Genomic DNA, 22,711 nt, shown 5'->3' on the forward strand with positions numbered 1-22,711 from the left:
GAGGAGACGTACCGGCACTTGCTGGTGAGACTAAAACTAAAACAGGAGCCTTAGCTCCTGTTTTGTTATGTCGAGATTACTTTTGACTCAAGGTCTTTTATTCTATTGGTGAAAGACCTTTTAATCTTTTGGAGAAAGAACAGTTGGACCACTGTTTTCAAGTTGGTCTGGGTAATCGAGTGTGTAATGTAAGCCACGACTTTCTTTACGCTGCATAGCACAACGAACCATGAGCTCTGCCACCTGTAGAAGGTTGCGTAACTCAAGCAAGTTATTGGAAACACGGAAGTTACTGTAATACTCCTGTGTTTCTTGCTGTAGTAATTGAATACGGCGAAGAGCTCGTTCCAAACGTTTGTCTGTACGTACAATGCCCATGTAATCCCACATAAACAGACGCAGTTCATGCCAGTTATGCTGGATAACCACTTCTTCATCAGAGCTGGTTACTTGGCTTTCATCCCACACCGGTACTGATGGTGGCATATCGACATTTTTTATGTGCTTAACAATGTCTTTTGCTGCCGACCAAGCATAAACCACACATTCTAGCAGTGAGTTTGAAGCCATACGGTTTGCGCCATGCAGACCTGTGTAACTGACTTCACCAATCGCATATAGATGTTTAAGATCGGTTTGACCTTGTTGGTTAACCATAACGCCGCCGCAGGTGTAGTGCGCCGCAGGAACGATAGGGATCGGCTCTTTGGTGATATCAATGCCTAGATCCATCAAACGACGATGGATAGTCGGGAAGTGTTTCTCGATGAAATCTGCTGGTTTGTGGCTGATGTCGAGATACATGCAATCCGCACCTAAACGCTTCATCTCAAAGTCGATAGCGCGCGCAACCACATCACGTGGTGCAAGTTCTGCACGTTCGTCAAAATCGAGCATGAAACGAGAACCATCAGGGCGACGAAGGTAAGCGCCTTCACCACGCAGAGCTTCTGTTAGCAGGAAGTTTCTTGCTTCTGGATGGTATAGGCAGGTTGGGTGGAATTGGTTGAACTCTAAGTTCGCAACACGACAACCGGCACGCCAAGCAATCGCAATACCGTCACCTGAAGAGACATCAGGGTTGGAGGTGTATTGATACACTTTAGAAGAACCGCCAGTTGCGAGAACCACGTATTTGGCGCGAATCGCTTCAACGTGCTCTTCGTTTCGGTTCCAAACATAAGCGCCAATCACTTTGTTTTTATCACCGCCGACTTTATCTTCGGTAATTAAATCTAATGCGTTGTAACGTTCAAAAATAGAAATGTTCGGATGGTTATGAGCGTTGTCTTGCAGTGAGGTCTGCATTGCCATACCGGTAGCATCGGCAGCGTGAAGAATACGACGGTGGCTATGACCGCCTTCGCGCGTTAAGTGGTAACGTGGACTATCGTCGCCATCTTCGCTGTCTTCTTCTTTATCGAAAGGTACGCCGCCATCAATCAGCCATTGCACGCACTCTTTAGCATGCTCAGCGATAAAGCGAACGGTCTTTTCTTCACAAATACCAGCACCTGCAATCAGCGTATCTTCAACGTGAGAATCAATACTGTCAGATTCATCAAATACAGCCGCTATGCCACCTTGAGCGTAGAAAGTTGCACCTTCACTGCGCGGTCCTTTGCTCAGTACGATGACCTTGCAATGTTTTGCGATACGCAAAGCTAACGACAAGCCTGCGGCACCGCTCCCTACCACTAATACATCACATTGATGCTCTCGGTTTTCGTTCATAAAACTTTTAAATTCCCGAACCATAGTAGAATCGAACTACAGTAGAATCGTCCTACTCTATATTGAAATGTGTCACTTGCCGATTTGATGAGCCTGATTGAAAAAGAGCGTCATACGAATGACTTAACTATAAAATGAATCAAGCAATTAGGAAACCGAGCTAGGTGCGTCCTGCATTTATATTTATGCATTAAATATGTTTAAAAACGAATAGTTTGTATACTCTTCCTACTTGAAGCTGCAGCGGTGTTGGCTACGTTCACTCACCCCAATCACATAGTTTACCTGTGCTCATGGTGATTCACTCACTTGCCGACTACCTGCAACTCCAAGTAGTTTGACTATAAAGGCTATTGTCTTTTTAGGTTTGTATCCGCAAAATCATTTCGGGGTAACAAACCTCGATTACATCACATTGTGCATTATGTGTGGCAAATAAATTAGCACATAATTGAACTTTATCTTTTTTACTGAGTCACAATAGTGCTCATGTAAACAGTGGTGTCAATACTACATTCTGGATAATTAAAGCCCATATCTGAGAAGGTAAGGGAGATAACAATAGGAGTAACCGCTCGAATGAACGAGCAGCTAACCGATCAAGTATTGATTGAGCGAGTTCAGAATGGAGATAAGCAAGCATTTAATCTTTTGGTTTTAAAATATCAAAATAAAGTCTGCAATCTTATTTCTAGGTACGTGAGCAATTCGGGAGATGTTGCTGATGTTGCACAAGAAGCTTTTATCAAAGCTTATCGCGCTATCCCAACATTTAGAGGTGAGAGTGCGTTTTACACTTGGCTATATCGTATTGCTGTCAATACCGCGAAAAATCACATCGTTGCGCAAGGGCGTAGACCGCCAGCCACGGATGTTGATGCTGAAGAAGCTGAATTTTACGAAACAAACAATGCGTTAAAAGAAATATCGAACCCTGAGAACATTACGCTGTCGAAAGAACTGAAACAGGCAGTGTTTAGTGCGATAGATGCGTTGCCTGAGGATTTAAAAACAGCAATGACTTTACGCGAGCTGGAAGGCTTAAGTTACGAAGACATTGCAGAGATTATGGATTGCCCTGTTGGCACGGTACGTTCTCGTATATTCCGTGCTCGTGAGGCGGTAGAAAAGAGAATCAAATCTCTTTTGTAGCGTTGGAACCAGTAACACCCCAGTAATTGGAAAATAATGGTGAAAATAATGGCTGACAAACAACAACTTTCAGCTCTCATGGATGGAGAGATGGTCGACAAGTTGCTGATTCAAGAATTGGCAAACGATCGTGAAAGTATCGAAACGTGGAAGAATTACCACCTGATTGGTGATGTAATGCGTGGCGATGCACCCGAGAGACCGGAATGGAATATCGCTGAAAGTGTGGCATTAGCGTTGGAAAATGAACCTGCGCACACCCCTTACAATGCCAATGTTACCAATTTAGACAGTGTGAGAGTCGTTGAAGAACAGCCGGCTCCGCATAAAGCTCGTCGACAACTACCAAAATGGTTATCTCCGTTTGGTCAAGTTGCCGTTGCTGCTTGTGTCTCTTTGATTGCGATCATCGGTGTTCAACAATATGGCTCGAGTGGTTCTCCTGCTGCGGATCAACCTTTTCCCGTACTGCAAACTGTTCCTTTATCTGGCAGTGTAGAACCAGTAAGTCTGACTCGTGAGTCAGTAGAAAGACCAAATGCAGAATCAAGTGTTCAGGAGCAGCGTCGTCGTGTTAACGCTATGCTTCAAGATTATGAACTTCAACTGAGATTAAACAGTGAGAGTCTAGGGCAACACCAAGACTCAATCGAACCGGTAATTGAATGAAAAAATTTCTGATCAGTGTGTTGGCGCTGTTCAGTTTGAGCTCTACTTTAGCCTTTGCAGAGGAAGAATCTGCAGAGGCTTTATTGCATCAAATGAACGAGGCCAGTCAACATCTCAATTATGAACTGTCTTATATCCTGATTAAGAAAAACAGTATTGAACCTTTGTTGTATCGCCATGCTCGCCATGAGCAAAAGGAATACGCTCATCTTGTTTACTTGAGTGGGCCAATGCGTGAAGTTTTTCAGCGCGGCGATGAAGTGAGTTACATCGAGCCTGGAGTCGAACCTTTTACCATCGAATCCGGCAACATGGTTGCTCCAACCATTCCAATGCTTAACAGCAATGTTACTGAGCTCAGTCAGTTTTACGACTTTGTCAAAATGGGACGAGCCCGTGAAGCTGGGACCCCTTGCCAAGTAGTGCGTATCGTTCCTAAAGATGGCTTGAGATATTCCTACATGCTTTGGGTTGATGAAAAAACACATCTTCCGTTGCGTGCTGATTTGGTCGACCGTTATGGTGAAGTTCTCGAGCAGTATCGTTCCATCTCTTATTCGGTAAATGAAAAAATAGCAGAACTCATGGCAGGTTTTGATGATGTTCAATTGCCTGAAGTGCTATCCTTACCGAAAAGTAAAGTGAATGAGACGTTCTGGTCGGTAGGTTGGAAACCTGATGGCTTCGAATCGGTAAACTTAAATCGCTACCGCATGATGAATACGGAGCGAGTAGTCGAAAACCAAATGTTCTCAGACGGTTTATTCAGTTTCTCTGTCTATATCTCTTCCAGTGATGAACATTCACTGCAAGGGCAATTGGTGAGACAAGGTCGCCGTACTTTACAAACATTGATTAAGGGTGAACGTGAGGTTTCTGTTGTTGGCGATATCCCACCAGAAACAGCTAAGCGCATCGCCCAATCAGTTGTGTTTGATAATTCCAAGGCTAAACCACAATGATGACTGCACTTGCCACTGTGATGGCTGTACAAACAAAAGAACAGGGTTTTCATGTTGAGCTGAGTTGCGAGCAGAAAACCAGTTGCAGCAGCTGCTCTTCGGCAAAAAGCTGTGGTACAGGCATTGTGTCTAAAGCGATAGGTGGCAAGTCGTTACGCTGGCAGTTAGATACGGATAAGAGCGTATCGCAAGGTCAGATTGTTGAGATAGGTTTTCCTGAAAAAAGCTTACTGCAATCAGCAGCCTTAGTGTATTTAGTTCCCCTTTTTATGATGATCCTTGGTGCTTGGTTGGCCGACAGTTGGTTAGCTCCCACGTTAGGTATGGGCGAAGGCATTGTCATTTTGACGTCACTTATCTTCATCGGCTTGGGTATCAAGCTCGCTAAAATGTGGTCAGGCTCGCTAGAAAAGCGAACAGAGCAAGAAGTCGTTTTGCTTAGAGTGCTCGGAGAGCCAATCGCCTAAATTATGATGCGATCCCAAAGGAAATTGGGTAGAATCGCCCAACTTGAATGAAAGGGCAGCTGAAATAGCCCTTCATATGTCCTAATTTGCAAAGAGTTTAGTCATCCCAAACCTATGAAGCACATTCGTAACTTTTCGATTATCGCCCACATTGACCATGGTAAATCGACTTTATCTGACCGTTTAATCCAAGTATGTGGTGGATTGAGCGATCGTGAAATGGCAGAACAAGTTCTTGACTCAATGGAACTTGAACGTGAGCGTGGTATCACCATCAAAGCACAGAGTGTGACACTCGATTACAAAGCACAAGATGGCGAAACCTACCAACTTAACTTCATCGACACCCCTGGACACGTTGACTTCTCATATGAAGTATCTCGCTCTCTAGCAGCGTGTGAAGGTGCATTACTTGTTGTTGATGCCGGCCAAGGCGTAGAAGCGCAGACATTGGCTAACTGTTACACCGCTATCGAGATGGATCTGGAAGTTGTGCCAATCTTGAACAAGATTGACCTTCCAGCAGCAGAGCCTGAGCGTGTTGCTGAAGAGATTGAAGACATCGTAGGTATTGATGCTGTTGATGCTGTTCGCTGTTCTGCGAAAACAGGTCTTGGTGTTGACCTTGTTCTTGAAGAGATTGTTGCAAAAATTCCAGCGCCAGAAGGTAACCCTGATGCGCCATTGCAAGCTCTGATTATCGACTCTTGGTTTGATAACTACTTAGGTGTTGTTTCACTAGTACGTATCAAACACGGTAGTTTGAAGAAGAACGAAAAGATCAAAGTGATGAGCACGGGTCAGGTTTGGAACGTTGACCGTTTAGGTATTTTTACGCCTAAGCAGATCGATACGACTGAACTGAACACGGGTGAAGTGGGCTGGGTTGTTTGTGGTATCAAAGACATCCTTGGCGCTCCTGTTGGTGATACGCTGACTTTGGCTAAAAACGGCAGTGAAAAACCGCTACCAGGCTTTAAGAAAGTAAAACCTCAGGTTTACGCGGGTCTGTTCCCTGTATCATCCGATGATTACGACAACTTCCGTGATGCGCTTGGTAAGCTGAGTCTGAACGATGCGTCTCTGTTCTACGAGCCAGAAACATCTGCAGCACTAGGTTTTGGTTTCCGTTGTGGCTTCTTAGGTATGCTGCACATGGAGATCATTCAGGAGCGTCTAGAGCGCGAATATGATCTCGACTTGATCACCACCGCACCAACGGTAGTGTATGAAGTGGAAATGACCAATAAACAAGTGGTTTACGTTGATAGCCCAGCTAAGCTACCTGCAATCAATGACATCGAAGAAATTCGTGAGCCGATTGCGCGTTGTAACATCTTAGTTCCGTCTGAATACCTAGGTAACGTTATTACGCTATGTATTGAAAAGCGCGGTATGCAAGTAGACATGGTTTACCACGGTAACCAAGTTGCTTTGACTTACGACATTCCAATGGCAGAGGTAGTTCTAGACTTCTTTGACCGTTTGAAATCAACGTCTCGTGGCTATGCGTCTTTGGATTACGGTTTCCAACGTTTTGAAGCGTCGAAGATGGTTCGTGTAGACGTACTATTGAACGGTGACAAAGTGGATGCATTGGCTATCATTACTCACCATGACAACGCTCAGACTCGTGGTCGTCAGTTGGTTGAGAAAATGAAAGAGTTCATTCCTCGCCAGATGTTTGATATTGCAATTCAGGCTGCTATCGGTAACCACATCATTGCACGTTCAACAGTAAAACAGTTACGTAAGAACGTAATCGCTAAATGTTACGGTGGTGACGTGAGCCGTAAGAAGAAACTGTTGAAGAAACAGAAAGAAGGTAAGAAACGTATGAAGCAAATCGGTAACGTTGAGCTTCCACAAGAAGCGTTCCTTGCAATTCTTCACGTAGGTAAAGACTAATCGTTTTGTCTTGTCTGCAAGGTTTTCTGTATTAACTCGCAAGTGAAAGAGTCTCGGCTCTTTCACTTTCGTATTTTTTAGATAAGGGAAGTCAATGGCTAATACATTCTCACTCATTTTAGTTCTGGTCACTTTTGTTACCGGAATTGTATGGGCGTTAGAAAAATGGGTTTGGGCGAAGAAGCGCCATGAAAACGTGGCACGTCAGTTAAAAGCCGAACCAGACAGTATTGATACCAGTTTGACGACCAAAGTCGCTCCGCAACCGTGGTGGATTGAGAACTCAGTTTCTATTTTCCCTGTGATCGCATTCGTTTTAGTTCTGCGTTCATTTGTGTTCGAACCGTTCCAAATTCCGTCAGGATCTATGATGCCAACGCTGCTGGTGGGCGACTTTATTCTTGTTGAAAAATACGCATACGGTTTGAAAGATCCGGTATGGCGTACACAGTTAGTTGAAACGGGCAAACCAGAGCGCGGTGATATTGTGGTGTTCAAGTTCCCGCAAAACCCAAGTATTGACTATATTAAGCGTGTGGTTGGTATGCCGGGAGACATCGTGCGTTACAGCCGTGACAAGCAGATTTGTGTACAAAGTGCAGGTGAGTCAACCTGTAACCCTATCAAGCTATCCAATGTGCAGGAAAGTGAGTTCACTCAGAACAACATTCCAATGATGCAACTGGATGAGCAACTAGGCGAAGTAAAACACAATATTTTGATCAACCCACTGCGTATTGACGATGTACGTAGCTATTCACCACGTAGTGGTGTCAACGAGTGGGTTGTTCCTCAAGGGCACTACTTTGTGATGGGCGATAACCGTGACAACAGTGCTGACAGCCGTTTCTGGGGCTTTGTTCCAGAAGCCAACTTAGTAGGTAGAGCGGTTGCTATCTGGGTTAGCTTTGAGTTTGACCGAGATGCAGACAGTGTGATCCCTGCTTGGATTCCAACTGGTGTGCGCCTTGGCCGCATCGGTGGCATTAACTAGGGCTGATTGAATCAGCCCCGCAACACATCGAGAGAGTATGACTTCTCCAGTTAGTAGATTAGAAACAAAGCTCACTTATCAGTTTAAAGATGCTGAGCTTCTTGATTTGGCACTGACTCACCGCAGTGCCAATGGTAAACACAATGAACGTCTTGAATTTCTGGGCGATTCAATTTTAAGTTTTGTCATTGCTGATGATTTGTATCACCGCTTCCCTAAGATCAATGAAGGCGATATGAGTCGTATGCGTGCTACGTTGGTTCGTGGTCATACGCTGGCTGAACTAGGTCGTGAATTCGAACTAGGAGATTACTTAAAATTAGGTCCAGGCGAGTTGAAAAGCGGTGGCTTCCGTCGTGATTCAATCCTAGCTGATGCCGTTGAAGCAATCATAGGTGCTATCTATTTAGACAGTGGCACTGAAGTGGTTCGTGGCATTATTTTAAGCTGGTATCAAACTCGCCTAGATGCGATTAAGCCTGGTGTGTCACAGAAAGATCCAAAAACTCGCCTACAAGAATTTTTGCAAGGCAGAAGAAAGCCTCTACCTGTTTACACAGTGACTAATATTAAAGGTGAAGCACACAATCAGGAATTCACTGTTTCGTGTGATATAGCAGGTATTGGAATGCCTGTGATCGGTAAAGGTACCAGCCGCCGCAAGGCAGAACAAGCGGCTGCTGAGACTGCACTAGAGCAATTAAGCAATGGCTGATAAAGAATTTGATATTGATGCATTCTTTGCATCAGAAGGTGACGACGTCAAGGTTGAAGCGTCATTACCAGAGAACCAGCACTGTGGATTCGTCGCAATCGTAGGTCGCCCAAACGTGGGCAAATCTACGCTACTGAACAATATCCTGGGTCAGAAAATTTCGATTACTTCACGTAAGCCGCAAACCACTCGCCACCGTATTATGGGTGTCGATACACAAGGTGACTATCAAGCTATTTATGTTGATACTCCTGGGCTACATATCGAAGAGAAACGTGCGATCAACCGTTTGATGAACCGTGCGGCAAACAGTTCTCTAAGCGATGTGAACTTGGTGTTATTCCTTGTTGACGGTACGCATTGGACTGAAGATGATGAAATGGTTCTGACTAAACTTCAGAAAGCGAACTTCCCTGTGATTCTTTGTGTTAACAAAGTCGACAACGTGAAAGATCGTAATGAAGTGATGCTGCACATGCAGGCAATGTCTGAACGCATGAACTTTGTCGATGTTGTGCCTATTTCAGCGAAACTGGGTAAAAACGTTGATGTACTGCGTAAGCACGTACGTGAGCACTTACCAAAAGCGGTTCACCATTTCCCTGAAGAGTATGTGACAGACCGTTCACAACGCTTTATGGCTTCAGAAATCATCCGTGAAAAGCTAATGCGATTCACTGGTGAAGAGCTGCCTTACTCGGTAACGGTTGAAATTGAGCGTTTCGACTATAACCCTGATACCGATGGTTTCCATATTAACGCCCTGATTCTGGTTGAACGTATTGGTCAGAAGAAGATGGTGATTGGTAAGAACGGCGAAAAGATCAAAACCATTGGTCGTGAAGCACGTTTGGATATGGAAGAGTTGTTTGGTCGCAAAGTTTATCTAGAAACTTGGGTCAAAGTGAAATCTGGTTGGGCTGATGATGAACGTGCACTTCGTTCATTAGGCTATATCGACGACCTATAATCTTGTAATCTGGCTCCATATCATGGGGCCAGATTTTTATCTGTCTCTATCCTTGTTGTCCTTGTTCCTGTATTTGGATTCACATTATGTCTGACGGTTTACAGCGCTGCTTTGTATTACACCGCCGCCCATATAGCGAGACCAGCTTAATTCTTGACGTATTCAGTGAAGAATATGGTCGTGTGAGCATTATGGCGAAAGGGGCAAGGAGTAAGCGTTCAACAACCAAAGGGGCATTACAGGCATTTACGCCACTGCTACTCAAGTGGTCTGGTAATGGCTCGATGAAAACCTTACGTCAGGCAGAAGCAATCAGCCTCGGACTTCCATTAACGGGCATATGCCTGTATTCGGCCATGTACGTCAACGAACTGATTGGCCGAGTGTTGATGCCAGAAGTTCCTGCTCCAGGTTTGTTCCATGATTATCTCACCGCGTTAACTGAACTTGCACAAAGTGAAAACCCAGAACCTGCGTTGCGTCGCTTTGAACTGGCATTGCTTTCGGCTATGGGTTATGGCGTTGATTTTATGCATTGTGCAGGAACGGGCGAGCCAGTTGATCCCGACATGACTTATCGATATCGAGAACAGAAGGGGTTTATTGCATCCGTGAGGCGCGATAATCTCACTTTCCTTGGTAATGAATTAATAGCGATCAGTGAACGGCGCTTTAGCACAAAAGAGCAACTTCAAGCGGCAAAACGCTTTACACGTATCGCTTTAAAGCCGTATCTTGGCGGCAAACCTTTAAAAAGCAGAGAGTTGTTTAGGCAAGCAACTCCCCAAAAATTAATTTCAAGAGGCAGTCTCTCTTGAGCACGGAGTGTAGGAAAATGAGCTCAATTTATTTAGGCGTTAATATTGACCATATCGCGACAGTGCGTAACGCACGTGGTACTCAATACCCAGATCCAGTTCATGCAGCGGAAATCGCAGAGCGTGCAGGTGCTGACGGTATTACTATTCACCTACGTGAAGACCGTCGCCACATCAGAGACCGTGACGTACGTATTCTGAAAGAAACGATTCAGACTCGCATGAATCTGGAAATGGCGGTAACAGACGAAATGGTTCAAATCGCTCTAGACACTGCACCAGAGTTTGTTTGTCTTGTACCTGAAAAACGTGAAGAGTTGACCACAGAAGGTGGCTTGGACGTGATTGGTCAGTTCGAAAAAGTGAAAGCGGCGACGCAAAAGCTGACTGAAGCGGGCATCAAAGTGTCTCTATTTATTGATGCTGACCGTGAGCAAATCGATGCCGCTAAGAAATGTGGCGCACCGTTTATTGAGTTGCACACCGGTCATTACGCTGATGCGAAAACCGAAGCGGATCAACAAGACGAACTTAAAAAGATTGCAGCAGCAGCAAGCTACGCGGCTGACCAAGGAATCACAGTTAACGCAGGTCATGGTCTGACGTACCATAACGTGGCTGCTATTGCACAAATTCCAGAAATTTACGAACTGAACATTGGTCATGCAATCATCGGTCGTGCGCTGTTTGATGGCTTACCAAAAGCGGTTGCAGACATGAAAGCTATCATGCTGGATGCGCGTCGTTAATGATCATTGGATTAGGAACAGACATTGCTGAGATTGAGCGTATAGAAAAGGCGCTCAATCGAAGTGGTGAAGCTTTTGCTCAGAGAATTTTGACAGAGAGCGAGCTTGAAGTGTTTAGCCACTTGAAGCAGAAAGGGCGTTTTTTGGCTAAGCGTTTCGCGGCGAAAGAAGCCGCGTCAAAAGCGTTGGGAACTGGTATCGCGCATGGCGTAAGTTTTCAGGATTTTGAAATCAGCAATGATGAGAATGGTAAGCCAGTTCTTACCTTATCGGGGAAAGCGCAGCAAATTGCTCAAGCTTCTTCGGTTCGTTCTGTTCACCTTACCATTTCAGATGAGCGTCACTACGCGGTAGCAACGGTTATTCTTGAATCTTAATCCGTATGAGAGTTTCCAAACTCAATAATTTTCAAACTCAATAAAAAGAGGTGCTTAAAGCACCTCTTTCTCTATACACATGTTTGTTAGGGGAAGTTTGATAGAGCAAGTTTCTTAATCACAAGCTAACTAAGCAATATCGCTTAAACTAAATATGGGGCAGCGCTTGCTACCACTTTCTCCATTTCGTCCTGAAGCTCAAACAGTTCCGGTTCTACATCTTGTACACTTGCACCTGAACGCAGGGTTTGCTCAAGTGTTTCACACACTTTCTTCAGACGCGGTACGCCACTGTATGAACAGCTACCGTGCAGTTTATGAATATGATGCAGCAGATCGGTCGCTGGATATTCATCATCGTTGAGCGCTAATTCGATCACTTGATTGATCTCTTTAAAGGACGCAACCAACATCTTCAGCATATCTCGAGCTAAGTCTTCTTTATTCGCAGCCTGTCTTAAAGCCAACTGCCAGTCGATAGCAATGGTTGTGTTTACAATCACTGGCTCGTCTACTTGAATCTCTTCTAGTGCAATGGGCTCTTGATGCTCAAGTGCCACTATATCTTCAGATTCTGTTTTTGGACTCCAATGCAGCAGCACTTGCTGCAAGATATGCTCTTCAATCGGTTTGGTGAGATAGTCATCCATACCAGCTTTGAGCAATCTTTCTCGTTCACCTTCCATTGCGTGAGCGGTGACTGCAATAACGGGTGTCGTCGCATTCGTCTTCAGCTTCTTAATCTCATTACACGCGGTCACGCCATCCATCTTAGGCATTTGAATGTCCATCAAGATGATGTCGAAATGACACTCTTTCGCTTGCTCAATGGCATCCTCACCACTGCTGCAAGACTCCACGGTATCGACGCGCTCTTGGAGAAGGGCGGTGATCAGTTTTAAGTTGGCTGGGTTGTCATCTACCGCCATAACGGTTAGAGGTAATTTTTCAATATGAGGAATAAACTCAACGCATTTTTCAATCCGCGTCGGTTGATTGGCAATCAAGGTCTGTAGCAGTTTCTTACGTGAAAGTGGCTTGGTAATACATTGCACTGGGTATTTCTGCATTAACAGATCAGCCAACGCCAGTTCGGTACTTGGCGTACCTACAACCACATTTGCCGCAATAGAGAGCGCTTTCTCAACCCATTGTTGGACGAGTGTTTCATCTGTCTCTTTGCTTGGAGCTAGGTTCAGTAGTACATAGTCGTATTGCTCAGATTCAGCAGGGATAGCCGAGCGGTAAACTACATTTAATCCAGCTTGGACTAGGGTGTGCTGAACAATAGATGCTGCTTGCATGTTAGGTTCAACCAGCAGTATCTGTTTATTACGCAGAGCTTGAGGATCAAGCCAGTCGTGCATAGGTAGATCAGTGGTCATTAGGCGTAAGTTAAACCAGAAGGTAGAACCTTGGTGCAGACGACTGGTTAAACTGATTTCACCACCCATTTGACTGACCAGTTTTTGGGTAATAACCAGACCGAGACCCGTACCACCGTAGCGGCGTGAAATACTTGCATCCGCTTGGCTGAAGGCTTGGAAAAGCTGTGCTTGTTGGCGTTCAGAAATACCAATACCAGTATCTCGTACCATGAATTGCAGCTCTACGAAGTCATCACGTTGAGAACGCAGTTCGACACTGATATCGATGTTGCCTCGTTCGGTAAACTTAATCGAGTTGCCCACCAAGTTAGTAAGTACTTGCTGAATTCGCAGTGGATCACCCACCAAGCCTGCAGGAATTTTAGGATCCACTTTAAGCGTGATTTCCAATCCTTTTTCGTGTGCACTTGCCGCTTGTAAGTTGACCACTTCTTCAAGTGAATCTTGGAATTCAAACGGGATGTTTTCCAGCGCCAACTTACCCGCTTCCAGTTTAGAGAAGTCGAGAATGTCGTTGATGATGGTTAAAAGGTTGTTTGCTGATTTCTCGATGGTTTGCAGGTAATCGGCTTGGCTGTTAGTGAGCTGGGTTTTCAGCATCTGACGTGTAAAGCCAATCACACCGTTTAGTGGGGTGCGCAATTCGTGCGACATGTTGGCTAGGAATTCGGATTTTACACGCGCCGCTTCTTGAGCGCGTTTTTTCGCAATGTCCAACTCAACGTTTTGAATCTCAAGCTGTTCCAGAGTTTCACGCAAGTCCGATGTGGCTTGGTCAATGCTGTGCTGCATCTCAACGTGATATTCCGACAAAGAGACCGCCATGGCGTTGATACCTTTTTTCAGATCATCCAACTCACCGTGCATCCGTCCTTCAATTCGCACATCCAGATGCCCGCGACGGATTCGGTCAACCACGTTTTTCATGTGGATGATTGGGCGGGTAACGTCGTGCATTAAGCGGAATGCGAACACTCCCGACAGCACAAGACCAAGAATTAGCACCAAACAAGCAGAGAATATTTCCTGATATTGCTGTAATCGCAGTGAGGAAAGATCGAGTTCAATTGCGATGTAGCCAAGCACAGGTGCAGACGAGTTGTTCGCTGAACTATCATTAAACAGAGTTTCTGCAAGAATTGGAGTGCGAAGAATCAGAGTATTTTCATCGAGCTGAGAACTACTGAGTACCGGAATAGGCTTATCTTTCGGATACATCAGAGTTTCAAAATTCGGATGGAAGTTTGAGGTTACAAAGAGTTCATGATTGGCATCGAATACCGCAATACTGCGCACTATGGTTGAGTTTTTACGATGTGCGTAGCTAATGATGCGTCTTACCGACTCTCGACTTTGATTTTTTAGCGCGTCTTCACTGGCAATTGCTAGCGGTTCGATAATACTTGCACCCGAGTTGAGCACTTGTGTCTCTAAATCGTGATAACGGTTGAATGAGAATAACGCACTCAAAAGTAGCCCGATAATCAATGTTGGAGCCAAAGTGAGTGTAATTACACGTGCGCGTAAGCCGTATCTGGTCATTATTGTCTAAACATCATGGTGTGGATATGGGAAAATAGCCGACTTTGCAGCTAGCCAGCTATTCAAATTATGGTTAGCTTAATTCAAGAACCTTAGCTTCGACAATGCTCCCCAAGCAGAATAGTGACGCTGGGGCAAAAACAAATACATTAGGCACAGAACATGGCACGTTTCTTCCAACCGAAAAAGCGCAGCGCTTTAGATACAAAACATCAAGCAGTGAGCGTTCAAAAGCTCGATCATTTAGGCGCCGGCATTGCCTATCTTGATAACAAACCCGTCTTTATCGATGGCGCATTGGCAAATGAAGAAGTTTTAATTCAACTGACCGAAAGCAAAAGCAAATTTGCACGTGCTAAGTTAATTAAAGTACTCAAGCCAAGTCAGCAGCGTACTGTGCCTTTCTGTCCTCACTATTCGCAATGTGGCGGCTGTGATTTGCAACATCTTGCTCGCGAAGCTCAGATCGAGCATAAACAACAAGCGTTGAGCCAGTTGATGACCAAGTTTACTGGGCAGGAGCTTGCACTTTCTGCTCCTGTTGCTTGTTCTGAGAAAGGTTACCGCCGCCGTGCTCGTATCAGTATGATGTGGGACAAGAAGAATCAACAGTTGCAGTTTGGATTCCGTCGTAAGCAGAGCAAAGATATCGTCACGGTAACGGATTGTGCTGTGTTGGAGCCTACTTTAAATGCGCTGCTACCAGAATTAAAAGCACTGCTGAGTGGATTTAAAAAGCCGGATCAACTGGGTCATGTTGAACTGGTTAAAGGTGACAATACTTCGGTGTTGGTTCTGCGCCATTTGACGCCGCTAGCCGATAAAGATGTTGCTGCGTTAAAAGATTTCTCTCAAAAACATCAGTTAACTCTTTATGTTGTGCCTGACGCTAATCAACTGAATAAGGTAATGGGCGAACAAGCTTATTATCAGGAAGTTGGGGTAACGATTCCGTTTCTACCAAACAACTTTATTCAGGTAAACCAGCAAGTTAACCAGGAAATGGTTGAGCAAGCTCTTGAGTGGTTGGACGTTCAAAAAGACGATCGTGTGTTAGATTTGTTCTGCGGCTTGGGCAACTTCAGCCTGCCATTGGCTAAACTGGCAGATAAAGTGGTTGGCATTGAGGGTGTGGATGAAATGGTTGAGATTGCCAAGAGCAATGCGCAGTTCAACAACATTCAAAATGTCGAATTTTATCAGGCGAATCTTGAGCAAGAGTTTGCTGAAGAAGTCTGGGCAAAAGAAAAGTTTAATAAGATTCTGCTAGACCCTGCTCGAGCTGGCGCGGTCGGAATTGTGGATCAGCTTTCCAGTTTAGGCGCTGAGCAAGTTGTGTATGTTTCGTGTAACCCTGCTACGCTTGCTCGTGATAGTCAAAGCTTACTAGAGCAGGGATATCAGCTTAAGAAACTCGGTATGTTAGATATGTTCCCACATACCAGCCATTTAGAGTCGATGGCGCTATTTGTAAAAATATAACTATTTGTAAAAAGCAAAAAAGCAAAAAAGCAAAAAAGCAAAAAAGCAAAAGTGTAAAATTTGGTTATTGAACGGACTTACTTCGTTGAACCCATTCTGTTAGAAAATTAAAGTAGAATAGGTATTCCAGAGTCATTAAAGGTGTTTCCTTTCATGACTCGCAAATTATAAGAATTAGGATAAAAAGATGGTCGCGGTACGTAGCGCACACTTAAACCCAGACGAACAGTTTGAGCTAGAAAAGTGGATTTCTAGTTTACGGCAAGACCCTAAAACAGCGACAAAACTTACAGAGGTGTATCACCAATGTGAGGACTTCTTGGTGGGCAACGCAAGAGGTCCACTGTTGTTATGGCGCGGTCGTGAAATGATCGAAATTTTGATCACTCTATCGATGGACCGCCCAACGCTGGTGGCAGCGTTGCTATTTCCAATTGCGACCAGTGGCTTAGTGGATCGCGAGGAAGTAGAAGAACATTACGGTAAAGAGATTATCAAGTTAATTGCTGGTGTTGAGGAGATGGCTGCAATTGGTCAACTCAACATCACTATGCAAGGCAGCGAAGCGTCAGCACAAGTCGATAACGTACGTCGCATGCTGCTGGCGATGGTTGATGACTTCCGTTGCGTGGTGATTAAACTCGCTGAGCGAATCTGTAATCTTCGTGAAGTAAAAGATCAGCCGGATGACGTACGTCGCTCGGCAGCAAAAGAGTGTGCCAATATCTATGCACCTCTAGCGAACCGATTAGGTATAGGTCAGCTCAAGTGGGAAATCGAAGATTACGCTTTCCGCTATCAACAACCGGATACTTACAAACAGATCGCGAAACAGCTTTCTGAACGTCGTATTGTTCGTGAGCAGTACATCCGAGACTTCGTGGACAATTTGAGTGCAGAGATGAAAGCGGCGCACATCAATGCTGAAGTGAGCGGGCGTCCTAAGCACATCTACAGTATTTGGCGCAAAATGCAGAAGAAGAATCTGGCATTTGATGAGCTGTTTGACGTACGTGCTGTCCGTATCATTGCAGACAAACTACAAGACTGTTATGCCGCTCTGGGCGTTGTGCATACTCAATTTAAGCATCTTCCGAGTGAGTTTGATGACTATGTCGCGAACCCAAAACCGAATGGTTATCAGTCTATTCACACTGTTATTCTTGGGCCTGAAGGCAAAACCATAGAGATTCAGATCCGTACCAAACAGATGCATGAAGAGTCTGAACTGGGGGTTGCTGCGCACTGGAAATATAAAGAAGGTGCAAGCAGCGGACGTAGTGGCTACGACGAGAAAATTACTTGGCTACGTAAACTGATTGATTGGCAAGAAGAGATGTCTGACTCTGGTGAGATGTTGGATGAACTTCGCAGCCAAGTGTTTGATGACCGTGTGTATGCCTTCACACCGCGCGGTGATGTTGTCGACTTGCCAATGGGCGCAACACCACTCGATTTTGCTTACCATATTCACTCTGAAGTGGGGCATCGCTGTATTGGTGCGAAAGTGGGCGGACGTATTGTCCCATTCACTCACAAACTTCATATGGGTGATCAAGTTGAAATCATCACAGCGAAAGAACCGAACCCTTCGCGAGATTGGTTAAACCCTGCTACAGGCTTTGTTCACTCAGGACGTGCTCGAGCGAAGATCAACGCTTGGTTCCGCAAACAGAGCCGCGAGAAAAACCTCGAAGCTGGTCGTGAAATCTTAGAAACAGAGTTGGTGAAAATCGGCGCGACACTGAAAGACGCAGAGCAGTACGCTCTGAAACGTTTTAACGTTAACAGTGCTGATGAGCTGTATGTTGGTGTGGGTAGTGGTGATTTACGTATCAACCAAATTGTTAACCATATCAATGCATTGGTGAACAAACCGACCGCTGAAGAAGAAGACAAACTTGTGCTTGAAAAGCTCAAGGGAGATGAGTCGAAATCGTCAGCGCCTCACCGCCCGCATAAAGATGCGGTAGTGGTAGAAGGGGTGGATAACCTGATGACTCACCTTGCTCGCTGTTGCCAACCAATTCCGGGTGATGAAATTAAAGGTTATATCACTCAAGGACGCGGTATTTCTGTGCACAGAAGTGACTGTGAACAATTGGAAGAGCTGAGCCACCATGCGCCTGAACGTATCATTGATACCGTTTGGGGAGCGGGCTTTGTTGGCTCGTACATCCTAACTCTGCGCGTTGAAGCGATGGAGAGAGTGGGTCTGCTAAAAGACATCACGAGCCTGCTTGCCAATGAGAAGGTGAAAGTTATTACGATGAAGAGCCGTAGCGATTACAAGCGCCAAATCGTGACGATGGACTTCGAACTTGAAGTCAACAACATCGAAGCTTTAGCTCGTGTCTCTAAGCGTTTAGAGCAAGTGAAAGACGTCATGCTGGTTAAACGTCTCGGATAAAACAGATAACAGATTGAAAATAAAGGTAAGTGATTAGTCACTTACCTTTTTCTTTTATAAGGAAATCAACATGACACATCCAATTGAACAGCTTGTCACCATCATGGCGAAGTTGCGCGATCCGGAAACTGGTTGCCCTTGGGATAACAAGCAGACTTTTGAAAGCGTTGTTCCATACACTATCGAAGAAACCTACGAAGTGGTGGACGCGATTCATAACCAAGATTGGACCAACTTAAAAGAAGAACTGGGAGACTTGCTTTTCCAAGTGATCTTTTACAGCCAGATGGCGCAGGAAAAAGGATTGTTCGATTTTCGTGACGTGGTGGAAACGGTGAATGAAAAACTGACCCGTCGCCATCCCCATGTTTTTTCAGATGCAAAATTTGCGGATGAAGCAGAATTAAATGAGAACTGGGAAAAGGAAAAATTGCTCGAAAAAGCCCAAGTAGGCAAAAGCGAGCAAAGTATCCTAGACTCTATACCACAATCGCTGCCAGCGTTATCACGAGCGAATAAGATTCAGAAAAAGTGTGCTAAATACGGCTTCGATTGGGCTACGTTAGGTCCTGTTGTCGACAAAGTGCATGAAGAAATTGAAGAAGTGGTAGCAGAAGCGATCAGTGTTGAGGTGGATGAGCAGAAAGTCGAGGAAGAGCTCGGTGATTTGCTGTTTGCTACCGTCAATTTAGTCCGCCATCTGAAAAAAGATCCAGAAGTTGCTCTTACTAAAGCCAACCGTAAGTTTGTAAGGCGGTTTCAAGGTGTTGAATCTCAAGTAAGAGAGCAGAACAAAGCGTTAACTGACTTTACGTTGCAAGAATTAGATAGCATGTGGGATCGCGTCAAAAGACGAGAAAAAGATCTAGAGTAATAAGTTCTTAATACGGGCTTTTGGGACAAAATTAACCCAATTAAATTGCTTAGATCGCATTCTGCGATGAGGCTATTTGATTTGAAGCAAAAAATTAAAAACTGAGTGTGATAGATTTCACGTTGTGGCGGTAAATGGGTTCTGGTATAGTTTCGTCCCGTCCAGAAGAAATCCATTTCCCTCATTCAACCAATTTCAGGTTAAACATGACGACAAATTATATTTTTGTTACTGGCGGGGTCGTATCCTCTCTAGGTAAAGGTATTGCAGCAGCATCTCTTGCCGCTATTTTAGAAGCTCGCGGTCTTAAAGTGACCATGATGAAGCTTGACCCTTACATCAACGTTGACCCAGGCACTATGAGCCCAACTCAACATGGTGAAGTGTTTGTTACGGAAGACGGCGCAGAAACTGACCTAGACCTTGGTCACTACGAGCGTTTTATTCGTACTAAGATGACCAAACGCAATAACTTTACTGCAGGTCGTGTTTATGCTGACGTTTTACGTAAAGAGCGTCGCGGTGACTACCTTGGTGCAACTATTCAGGTTATCCCGCACATCACTAATGCTATCAAAGACCGCGTAATCGCGGGCTCCGAAGGTCACGATGTGGCTATCGTTGAGGTTGGTGGCACAGTTGGTGATATCGAATCTCTACCGTTTATGGAAGCGATTCGTCAGTTGGCAATCGAAGTAGGTCGTGAGCACGCAATGTTCATGCACTTGACTCTAGTTCCTTACCTTGCAGCAGCAGGTGAAGTGAAAACTAAGCCAACGCAACACTCTGTAAAAGAACTGCTATCTATCGGTATCCAGCCAGACATCCTAGTTTGTCGTAGCGACCGTATGATCCCAGCAAACGAGCGTAAGAAGATTGCACTTTTCTGTAACGTTTCTGAGAAAGCAGTTATTTCAATGAAGGACGTAGATTCAATCTACAAGATCCCTCAATTGATCAAATCTCAAGGCTTGGATGATTTGGTTTGTGCTCGTTTCGGTATCAATGCGCCTGAAGCTGATCTATCAGAATGGGAACAAGTAATTTACGAAGAAGCGAATCCAACGGGTGAAGTCACCATCGGTATGGTTGGTAAGTACATTGAACTACCAGACGCTTACAAATCAGTGAACGAAGCACTTAAACATGCTGGTCTAAAAAATCGTTTGAATGTGACGATTAAATATGTAGATTCTCAAGACGTAGAAACTCGTGGTTTCGAAGTTCTGCAAGGTCTTGACGCAATCTTAGTTCCTGGTGGCTTTGGTGACCGTGGTATTGAAGGCAAGATTATGGCTGCTCAATACGCACGTGAAAACAAAGTTCCATACCTAGGTATCTGTTTAGGTATGCAAGTAGCGCTTATCGAGTACGCTCGTAACGTTGCTGGTATGGAAGGTGCACATTCAACAGAATTTAACAAAAACACTAAGTACCCTGTGGTAGGTTTGATTACTGAATGGGTAGATAGTGAAGGTAAAGTTGAAGAGCGTACTGAGACTTCTGACCTTGGCGGTACTATGCGTCTAGGTTCTCAGCTATGTCACCTAGAAAAAGGTACTAAAGCTTACCAACTATACGGTAGTGCGACGATCCATGAACGTCACCGTCACCGTTATGAAGTAAACAATAATCTTCGTCCGCAGATCGAAAAAGCTGGTCTAAAAGTTTCAGGCTTATCTGCTGACAAGAAATTGGTTGAAGTGATTGAGAACCCTGCTCACCCTTGGTTTGTAGCAGCGCAGTTCCACCCAGAATTCACATCAACCCCTCGTGATGGTCACCCATTATTTGCTGGTTTCGTGAAAGCAGCGGGTGAGTTCCAACGCGGTGAATCTGCGAAGTAACAAGGATACGGACAGTTGCTTTAAGTTGTGCAGCTGTCCTTTATAGTTTTGACATTTAAATTCAACGAGAGGAAACATTAATGTCTAAGATCGTTAAAGTTCTAGGTCGTGAAATCATCGACTCACGTGGTAACCCAACTGTAGAAGCTGAAGTACACCTAGAAGGCGGTTTCGTTGGTATGGCGGCAGCTCCATCTGGCGCATCTACTGGTTCTCGTGAAGCTCTTGAGCTACGCGATGGCGACAAATCACGTTTCCTAGGTAAAGGTGTTCTTAAAGCAATCGCAGCTGTAAACGGTCCAATCGCTGACGCTCTAGTTGGTAAAGATGCTAAAGACCAAGCTGCTGTTGACCAAATCATGATCGACCTAGATGGTACTGAAAACAAATCTAACTTCGGTGCTAACGCAATCCTAGCTGTTTCTCTAGCAAACGCTAAAGCAGCAGCTGCTGCTAAAGGCATGCCTCTATACGAGCACATCGCTGAGCTAAACGGCACTGCAGGTCAATTCTCTATGCCTCTACCAATGATGAACATCATCAACGGTGGTGAGCACGCAGATAACAACGTTGATATCCAAGAATTCATGATTCAACCAGTTGGCGCTGCAACTCTTAAAGAAGCTGTACGTATGGGTGCGGAAGTATTCCACAACCTAGCTAAAGTTCTTAAGTCTAAAGGTTACAACACTGCAGTTGGTGACGAAGGTGGTTTCGCTCCAAACCTAAAATCTAACGCTGAAGCGCTAGAAGTTATCGCAGAAGCAGTTGCGGCTGCTGGCTACGTTCTAGGTAAAGACATCACTCTAGCTATGGACTGTGCAGCATCTGAGTTCTACGACAAAGACGCTGGCATCTACAACATGAAAGGCGAAGGTAAAACTTTCTCTTCTGAAGAGTTCAACCACTACCTAGCTGGTCTAGTTGAGAAATTCCCTATCGTTTCTATCGAAGACGGTCTAGACGAGTCTGATTGGGATGGTTTCGCACACCAAACTAAACTTCTAGGCGACAAGATCCAACTAGTTGGTGACGATCTATTCGTAACTAACACTAAGATTCTTGCTCAAGGTATCGAGAAAGGCATTGCTAACTCTATCCTTATCAAGTTCAACCAAATCGGTTCTCTAACTGAGACTCTAGCTGCAATCAAGATGGCTAAAGACGCAGGTTACACAGCTGTAATCTCTCACCGTTCTGGCGAAACTGAAGATGCAACTATCGCTGACCTAGCGGTAGGTACAGCTGCAGGTCAAATCAAAACTGGTTCTATGAGCCGTTCTGACCGCGTTGCTAAGTACAACCAACTTATCCGTATCGAAGAAGCTCTAGCTGGTCGTGCTCCTTTCAACGGTCTTAAAGAAGTTAAAGGTCAAGCTTAATTACTAGCTTAACTTTATAATTCTTTATAAATACCTCGCTTCGGCGGGGTATTTTTTTGCATAAAGAAAAGTAAGGTGACATTCAAGGCAGGATTGATTCCACAAAGCGCTCAAGACTTCCCTGTACGCTTAGACAAGGGCATCCATGCCCTTGTAAATTTGTTCCATCAAACCTGTCTTGAAACTCAACATCTTTGAGTAAATAAGATTAAGGATATTAAAGGCAGGGAATGGGTTTCGATAAGCAAACCCTATTTGCCATGGAAGGCAA

Annotated in this window: 18 protein-coding genes; 16 read left to right on the top strand and 2 right to left on the bottom strand. The window is 44.8% G+C overall.

Annotation, left to right across the window (positions count from 1 at the left end):
* Positions 1–120 precede the first annotated feature (120 nt).
* Positions 121–1,734: an L-aspartate oxidase gene (nadB, locus tag ACOSVQ_RS16700; RefSeq protein WP_491983618.1), complete on the bottom strand. Its 1,614-nt coding sequence runs from the start codon at positions 1,732–1,734 to the stop codon at positions 121–123.
* A 579-nt stretch (positions 1,735–2,313) separates the two neighbouring features.
* Here nadB and rpoE point away from each other — a divergent pair.
* The 11 genes from rpoE to acpS all read left to right on the top strand — a co-directional run bounded on the left by rpoE (position 2,314) and on the right by acpS (position 11,515).
* A complete protein-coding gene (gene rpoE / locus ACOSVQ_RS16705) occupies positions 2,314–2,886 on the top strand; it encodes an RNA polymerase sigma factor RpoE (protein ID WP_102940929.1) in 573 nt (190 codons plus the stop codon).
* A gap of 48 nt (positions 2,887–2,934) precedes the next feature.
* On the top strand, positions 2,935–3,555 hold the full coding sequence (locus tag ACOSVQ_RS16710; protein WP_491983619.1) for an RseA family anti-sigma factor: 621 nt from the start codon (positions 2,935–2,937) through the stop codon (positions 3,553–3,555).
* Positions 3,552–4,517 (top strand): sigma-E factor regulatory protein RseB, encoded by a 966-nt coding sequence (rseB, locus tag ACOSVQ_RS16715; protein WP_491983620.1) that lies wholly within the window; start codon positions 3,552–3,554, stop codon positions 4,515–4,517. Before ACOSVQ_RS16710 ends, rseB begins: the two co-directional genes overlap by 4 nt.
* Positions 4,514–4,984, top strand: coding sequence for a SoxR reducing system RseC family protein (locus ACOSVQ_RS16720; protein WP_491983621.1), 471 nt, complete (start codon positions 4,514–4,516; stop codon positions 4,982–4,984). The genes rseB and ACOSVQ_RS16720 overlap by 4 nt, the downstream gene beginning before the upstream one ends.
* A gap of 114 nt (positions 4,985–5,098) precedes the next feature.
* Positions 5,099–6,892, top strand: coding sequence for a translation elongation factor 4 (gene lepA / locus ACOSVQ_RS16725; protein ID WP_491983622.1), 1,794 nt, complete (start codon positions 5,099–5,101; stop codon positions 6,890–6,892).
* Between the two features lie 94 nt (positions 6,893–6,986).
* The gene (gene lepB, locus ACOSVQ_RS16730; protein WP_491983623.1) at positions 6,987–7,886 is read left to right on the top strand and encodes a signal peptidase I; all 900 of its coding nucleotides are present in this window, start codon (positions 6,987–6,989) and stop codon (positions 7,884–7,886) included.
* Positions 7,887–7,923: 37 nt separating this feature from the next.
* The gene (gene rnc / locus ACOSVQ_RS16735) at positions 7,924–8,601 is read left to right on the top strand and encodes a ribonuclease III (RefSeq protein WP_165310272.1); all 678 of its coding nucleotides are present in this window, start codon (positions 7,924–7,926) and stop codon (positions 8,599–8,601) included.
* Positions 8,594–9,571, top strand: a complete 978-nt coding sequence (gene era / locus ACOSVQ_RS16740; protein ID WP_165310273.1) for a GTPase Era — start codon at positions 8,594–8,596, stop codon at positions 9,569–9,571. Before rnc ends, era begins: the two co-directional genes overlap by 8 nt.
* Positions 9,572–9,657: 86 nt before the next feature.
* Positions 9,658–10,389 carry a DNA repair protein RecO gene (gene recO, locus ACOSVQ_RS16745; protein ID WP_165310274.1) on the top strand — a complete coding sequence of 244 codons (732 nt, stop codon included), beginning with the start codon at positions 9,658–9,660 and terminating at the stop codon, positions 10,387–10,389.
* A gap of 17 nt (positions 10,390–10,406) precedes the next feature.
* On the top strand, positions 10,407–11,138 hold the full coding sequence (gene pdxJ, locus ACOSVQ_RS16750) for a pyridoxine 5'-phosphate synthase (protein WP_491983624.1): 732 nt from the start codon (positions 10,407–10,409) through the stop codon (positions 11,136–11,138).
* Entirely contained in the window at positions 11,138–11,515 is a 378-nt protein-coding gene (acpS, locus tag ACOSVQ_RS16755) for a holo-ACP synthase (protein WP_491983625.1), read from the top strand. Before pdxJ ends, acpS begins: the two co-directional genes overlap by 1 nt.
* 143 nt (positions 11,516–11,658) lie before the next feature.
* Here the strand turns inward: acpS and barA are convergent, their stop codons facing one another.
* Positions 11,659–14,445, bottom strand: a complete 2,787-nt coding sequence (gene barA, locus ACOSVQ_RS16760) for a two-component sensor histidine kinase BarA (RefSeq protein ID WP_491983626.1) — start codon at positions 14,443–14,445, stop codon at positions 11,659–11,661.
* 162 nt (positions 14,446–14,607) lie between these two features.
* On the opposite strand from barA, the gene rlmD reads away from it, so the two are divergent.
* The 5 genes from rlmD to eno all read left to right on the top strand — a co-directional run bounded on the left by rlmD (position 14,608) and on the right by eno (position 22,440).
* Complete coding sequence (rlmD, locus tag ACOSVQ_RS16765; RefSeq protein WP_491983627.1) at positions 14,608–15,927, top strand: 23S rRNA (uracil(1939)-C(5))-methyltransferase RlmD; 1,320 nt, start codon at positions 14,608–14,610, stop codon at positions 15,925–15,927.
* Between the two features lie 187 nt (positions 15,928–16,114).
* Positions 16,115–18,337: a GTP diphosphokinase gene (gene relA, locus ACOSVQ_RS16770; protein ID WP_491983628.1), complete on the top strand. Its 2,223-nt coding sequence runs from the start codon at positions 16,115–16,117 to the stop codon at positions 18,335–18,337.
* Between the two features lie 70 nt (positions 18,338–18,407).
* Entirely contained in the window at positions 18,408–19,211 is an 804-nt protein-coding gene (mazG, locus tag ACOSVQ_RS16775) for a nucleoside triphosphate pyrophosphohydrolase (RefSeq protein ID WP_491983629.1), read from the top strand.
* Positions 19,212–19,417: 206 nt separating this feature from the next.
* A complete protein-coding gene (gene pyrG / locus ACOSVQ_RS16780; protein ID WP_491983630.1) occupies positions 19,418–21,058 on the top strand; it encodes a CTP synthase in 1,641 nt (546 codons plus the stop codon).
* 80 nt (positions 21,059–21,138) lie between these two features.
* A complete protein-coding gene (eno, locus tag ACOSVQ_RS16785; protein ID WP_102940945.1) occupies positions 21,139–22,440 on the top strand; it encodes a phosphopyruvate hydratase in 1,302 nt (433 codons plus the stop codon).
* Positions 22,441–22,711: the final 271 nt, after the last annotated feature.

Source organism: Vibrio sp. HM8-C (assembly GCF_058630515.1).

Coding starts and splice junctions, on each gene's coding strand:
- nadB (WP_491983618.1), bottom strand. CDS start 1,734: ATGAACGAAAACCGAGAGCATCAATGTGATGTATTAGTGGTAGGGAGC.
- rpoE (WP_102940929.1), top strand. CDS start 2,314: ATGAACGAGCAGCTAACCGATCAAGTATTGATTGAGCGAGTTCAGAAT.
- ACOSVQ_RS16710 (WP_491983619.1), top strand. CDS start 2,935: ATGGCTGACAAACAACAACTTTCAGCTCTCATGGATGGAGAGATGGTC.
- rseB (WP_491983620.1), top strand. CDS start 3,552: ATGAAAAAATTTCTGATCAGTGTGTTGGCGCTGTTCAGTTTGAGCTCT.
- ACOSVQ_RS16720 (WP_491983621.1), top strand. CDS start 4,514: ATGATGACTGCACTTGCCACTGTGATGGCTGTACAAACAAAAGAACAG.
- lepA (WP_491983622.1), top strand. CDS start 5,099: ATGAAGCACATTCGTAACTTTTCGATTATCGCCCACATTGACCATGGT.
- lepB (WP_491983623.1), top strand. CDS start 6,987: ATGGCTAATACATTCTCACTCATTTTAGTTCTGGTCACTTTTGTTACC.
- rnc (WP_165310272.1), top strand. CDS start 7,924: ATGACTTCTCCAGTTAGTAGATTAGAAACAAAGCTCACTTATCAGTTT.
- era (WP_165310273.1), top strand. CDS start 8,594: ATGGCTGATAAAGAATTTGATATTGATGCATTCTTTGCATCAGAAGGT.
- recO (WP_165310274.1), top strand. CDS start 9,658: ATGTCTGACGGTTTACAGCGCTGCTTTGTATTACACCGCCGCCCATAT.
- pdxJ (WP_491983624.1), top strand. CDS start 10,407: ATGAGCTCAATTTATTTAGGCGTTAATATTGACCATATCGCGACAGTG.
- acpS (WP_491983625.1), top strand. CDS start 11,138: ATGATCATTGGATTAGGAACAGACATTGCTGAGATTGAGCGTATAGAA.
- barA (WP_491983626.1), bottom strand. CDS start 14,445: ATGACCAGATACGGCTTACGCGCACGTGTAATTACACTCACTTTGGCT.
- rlmD (WP_491983627.1), top strand. CDS start 14,608: ATGGCACGTTTCTTCCAACCGAAAAAGCGCAGCGCTTTAGATACAAAA.
- relA (WP_491983628.1), top strand. CDS start 16,115: ATGGTCGCGGTACGTAGCGCACACTTAAACCCAGACGAACAGTTTGAG.
- mazG (WP_491983629.1), top strand. CDS start 18,408: ATGACACATCCAATTGAACAGCTTGTCACCATCATGGCGAAGTTGCGC.
- pyrG (WP_491983630.1), top strand. CDS start 19,418: ATGACGACAAATTATATTTTTGTTACTGGCGGGGTCGTATCCTCTCTA.
- eno (WP_102940945.1), top strand. CDS start 21,139: ATGTCTAAGATCGTTAAAGTTCTAGGTCGTGAAATCATCGACTCACGT.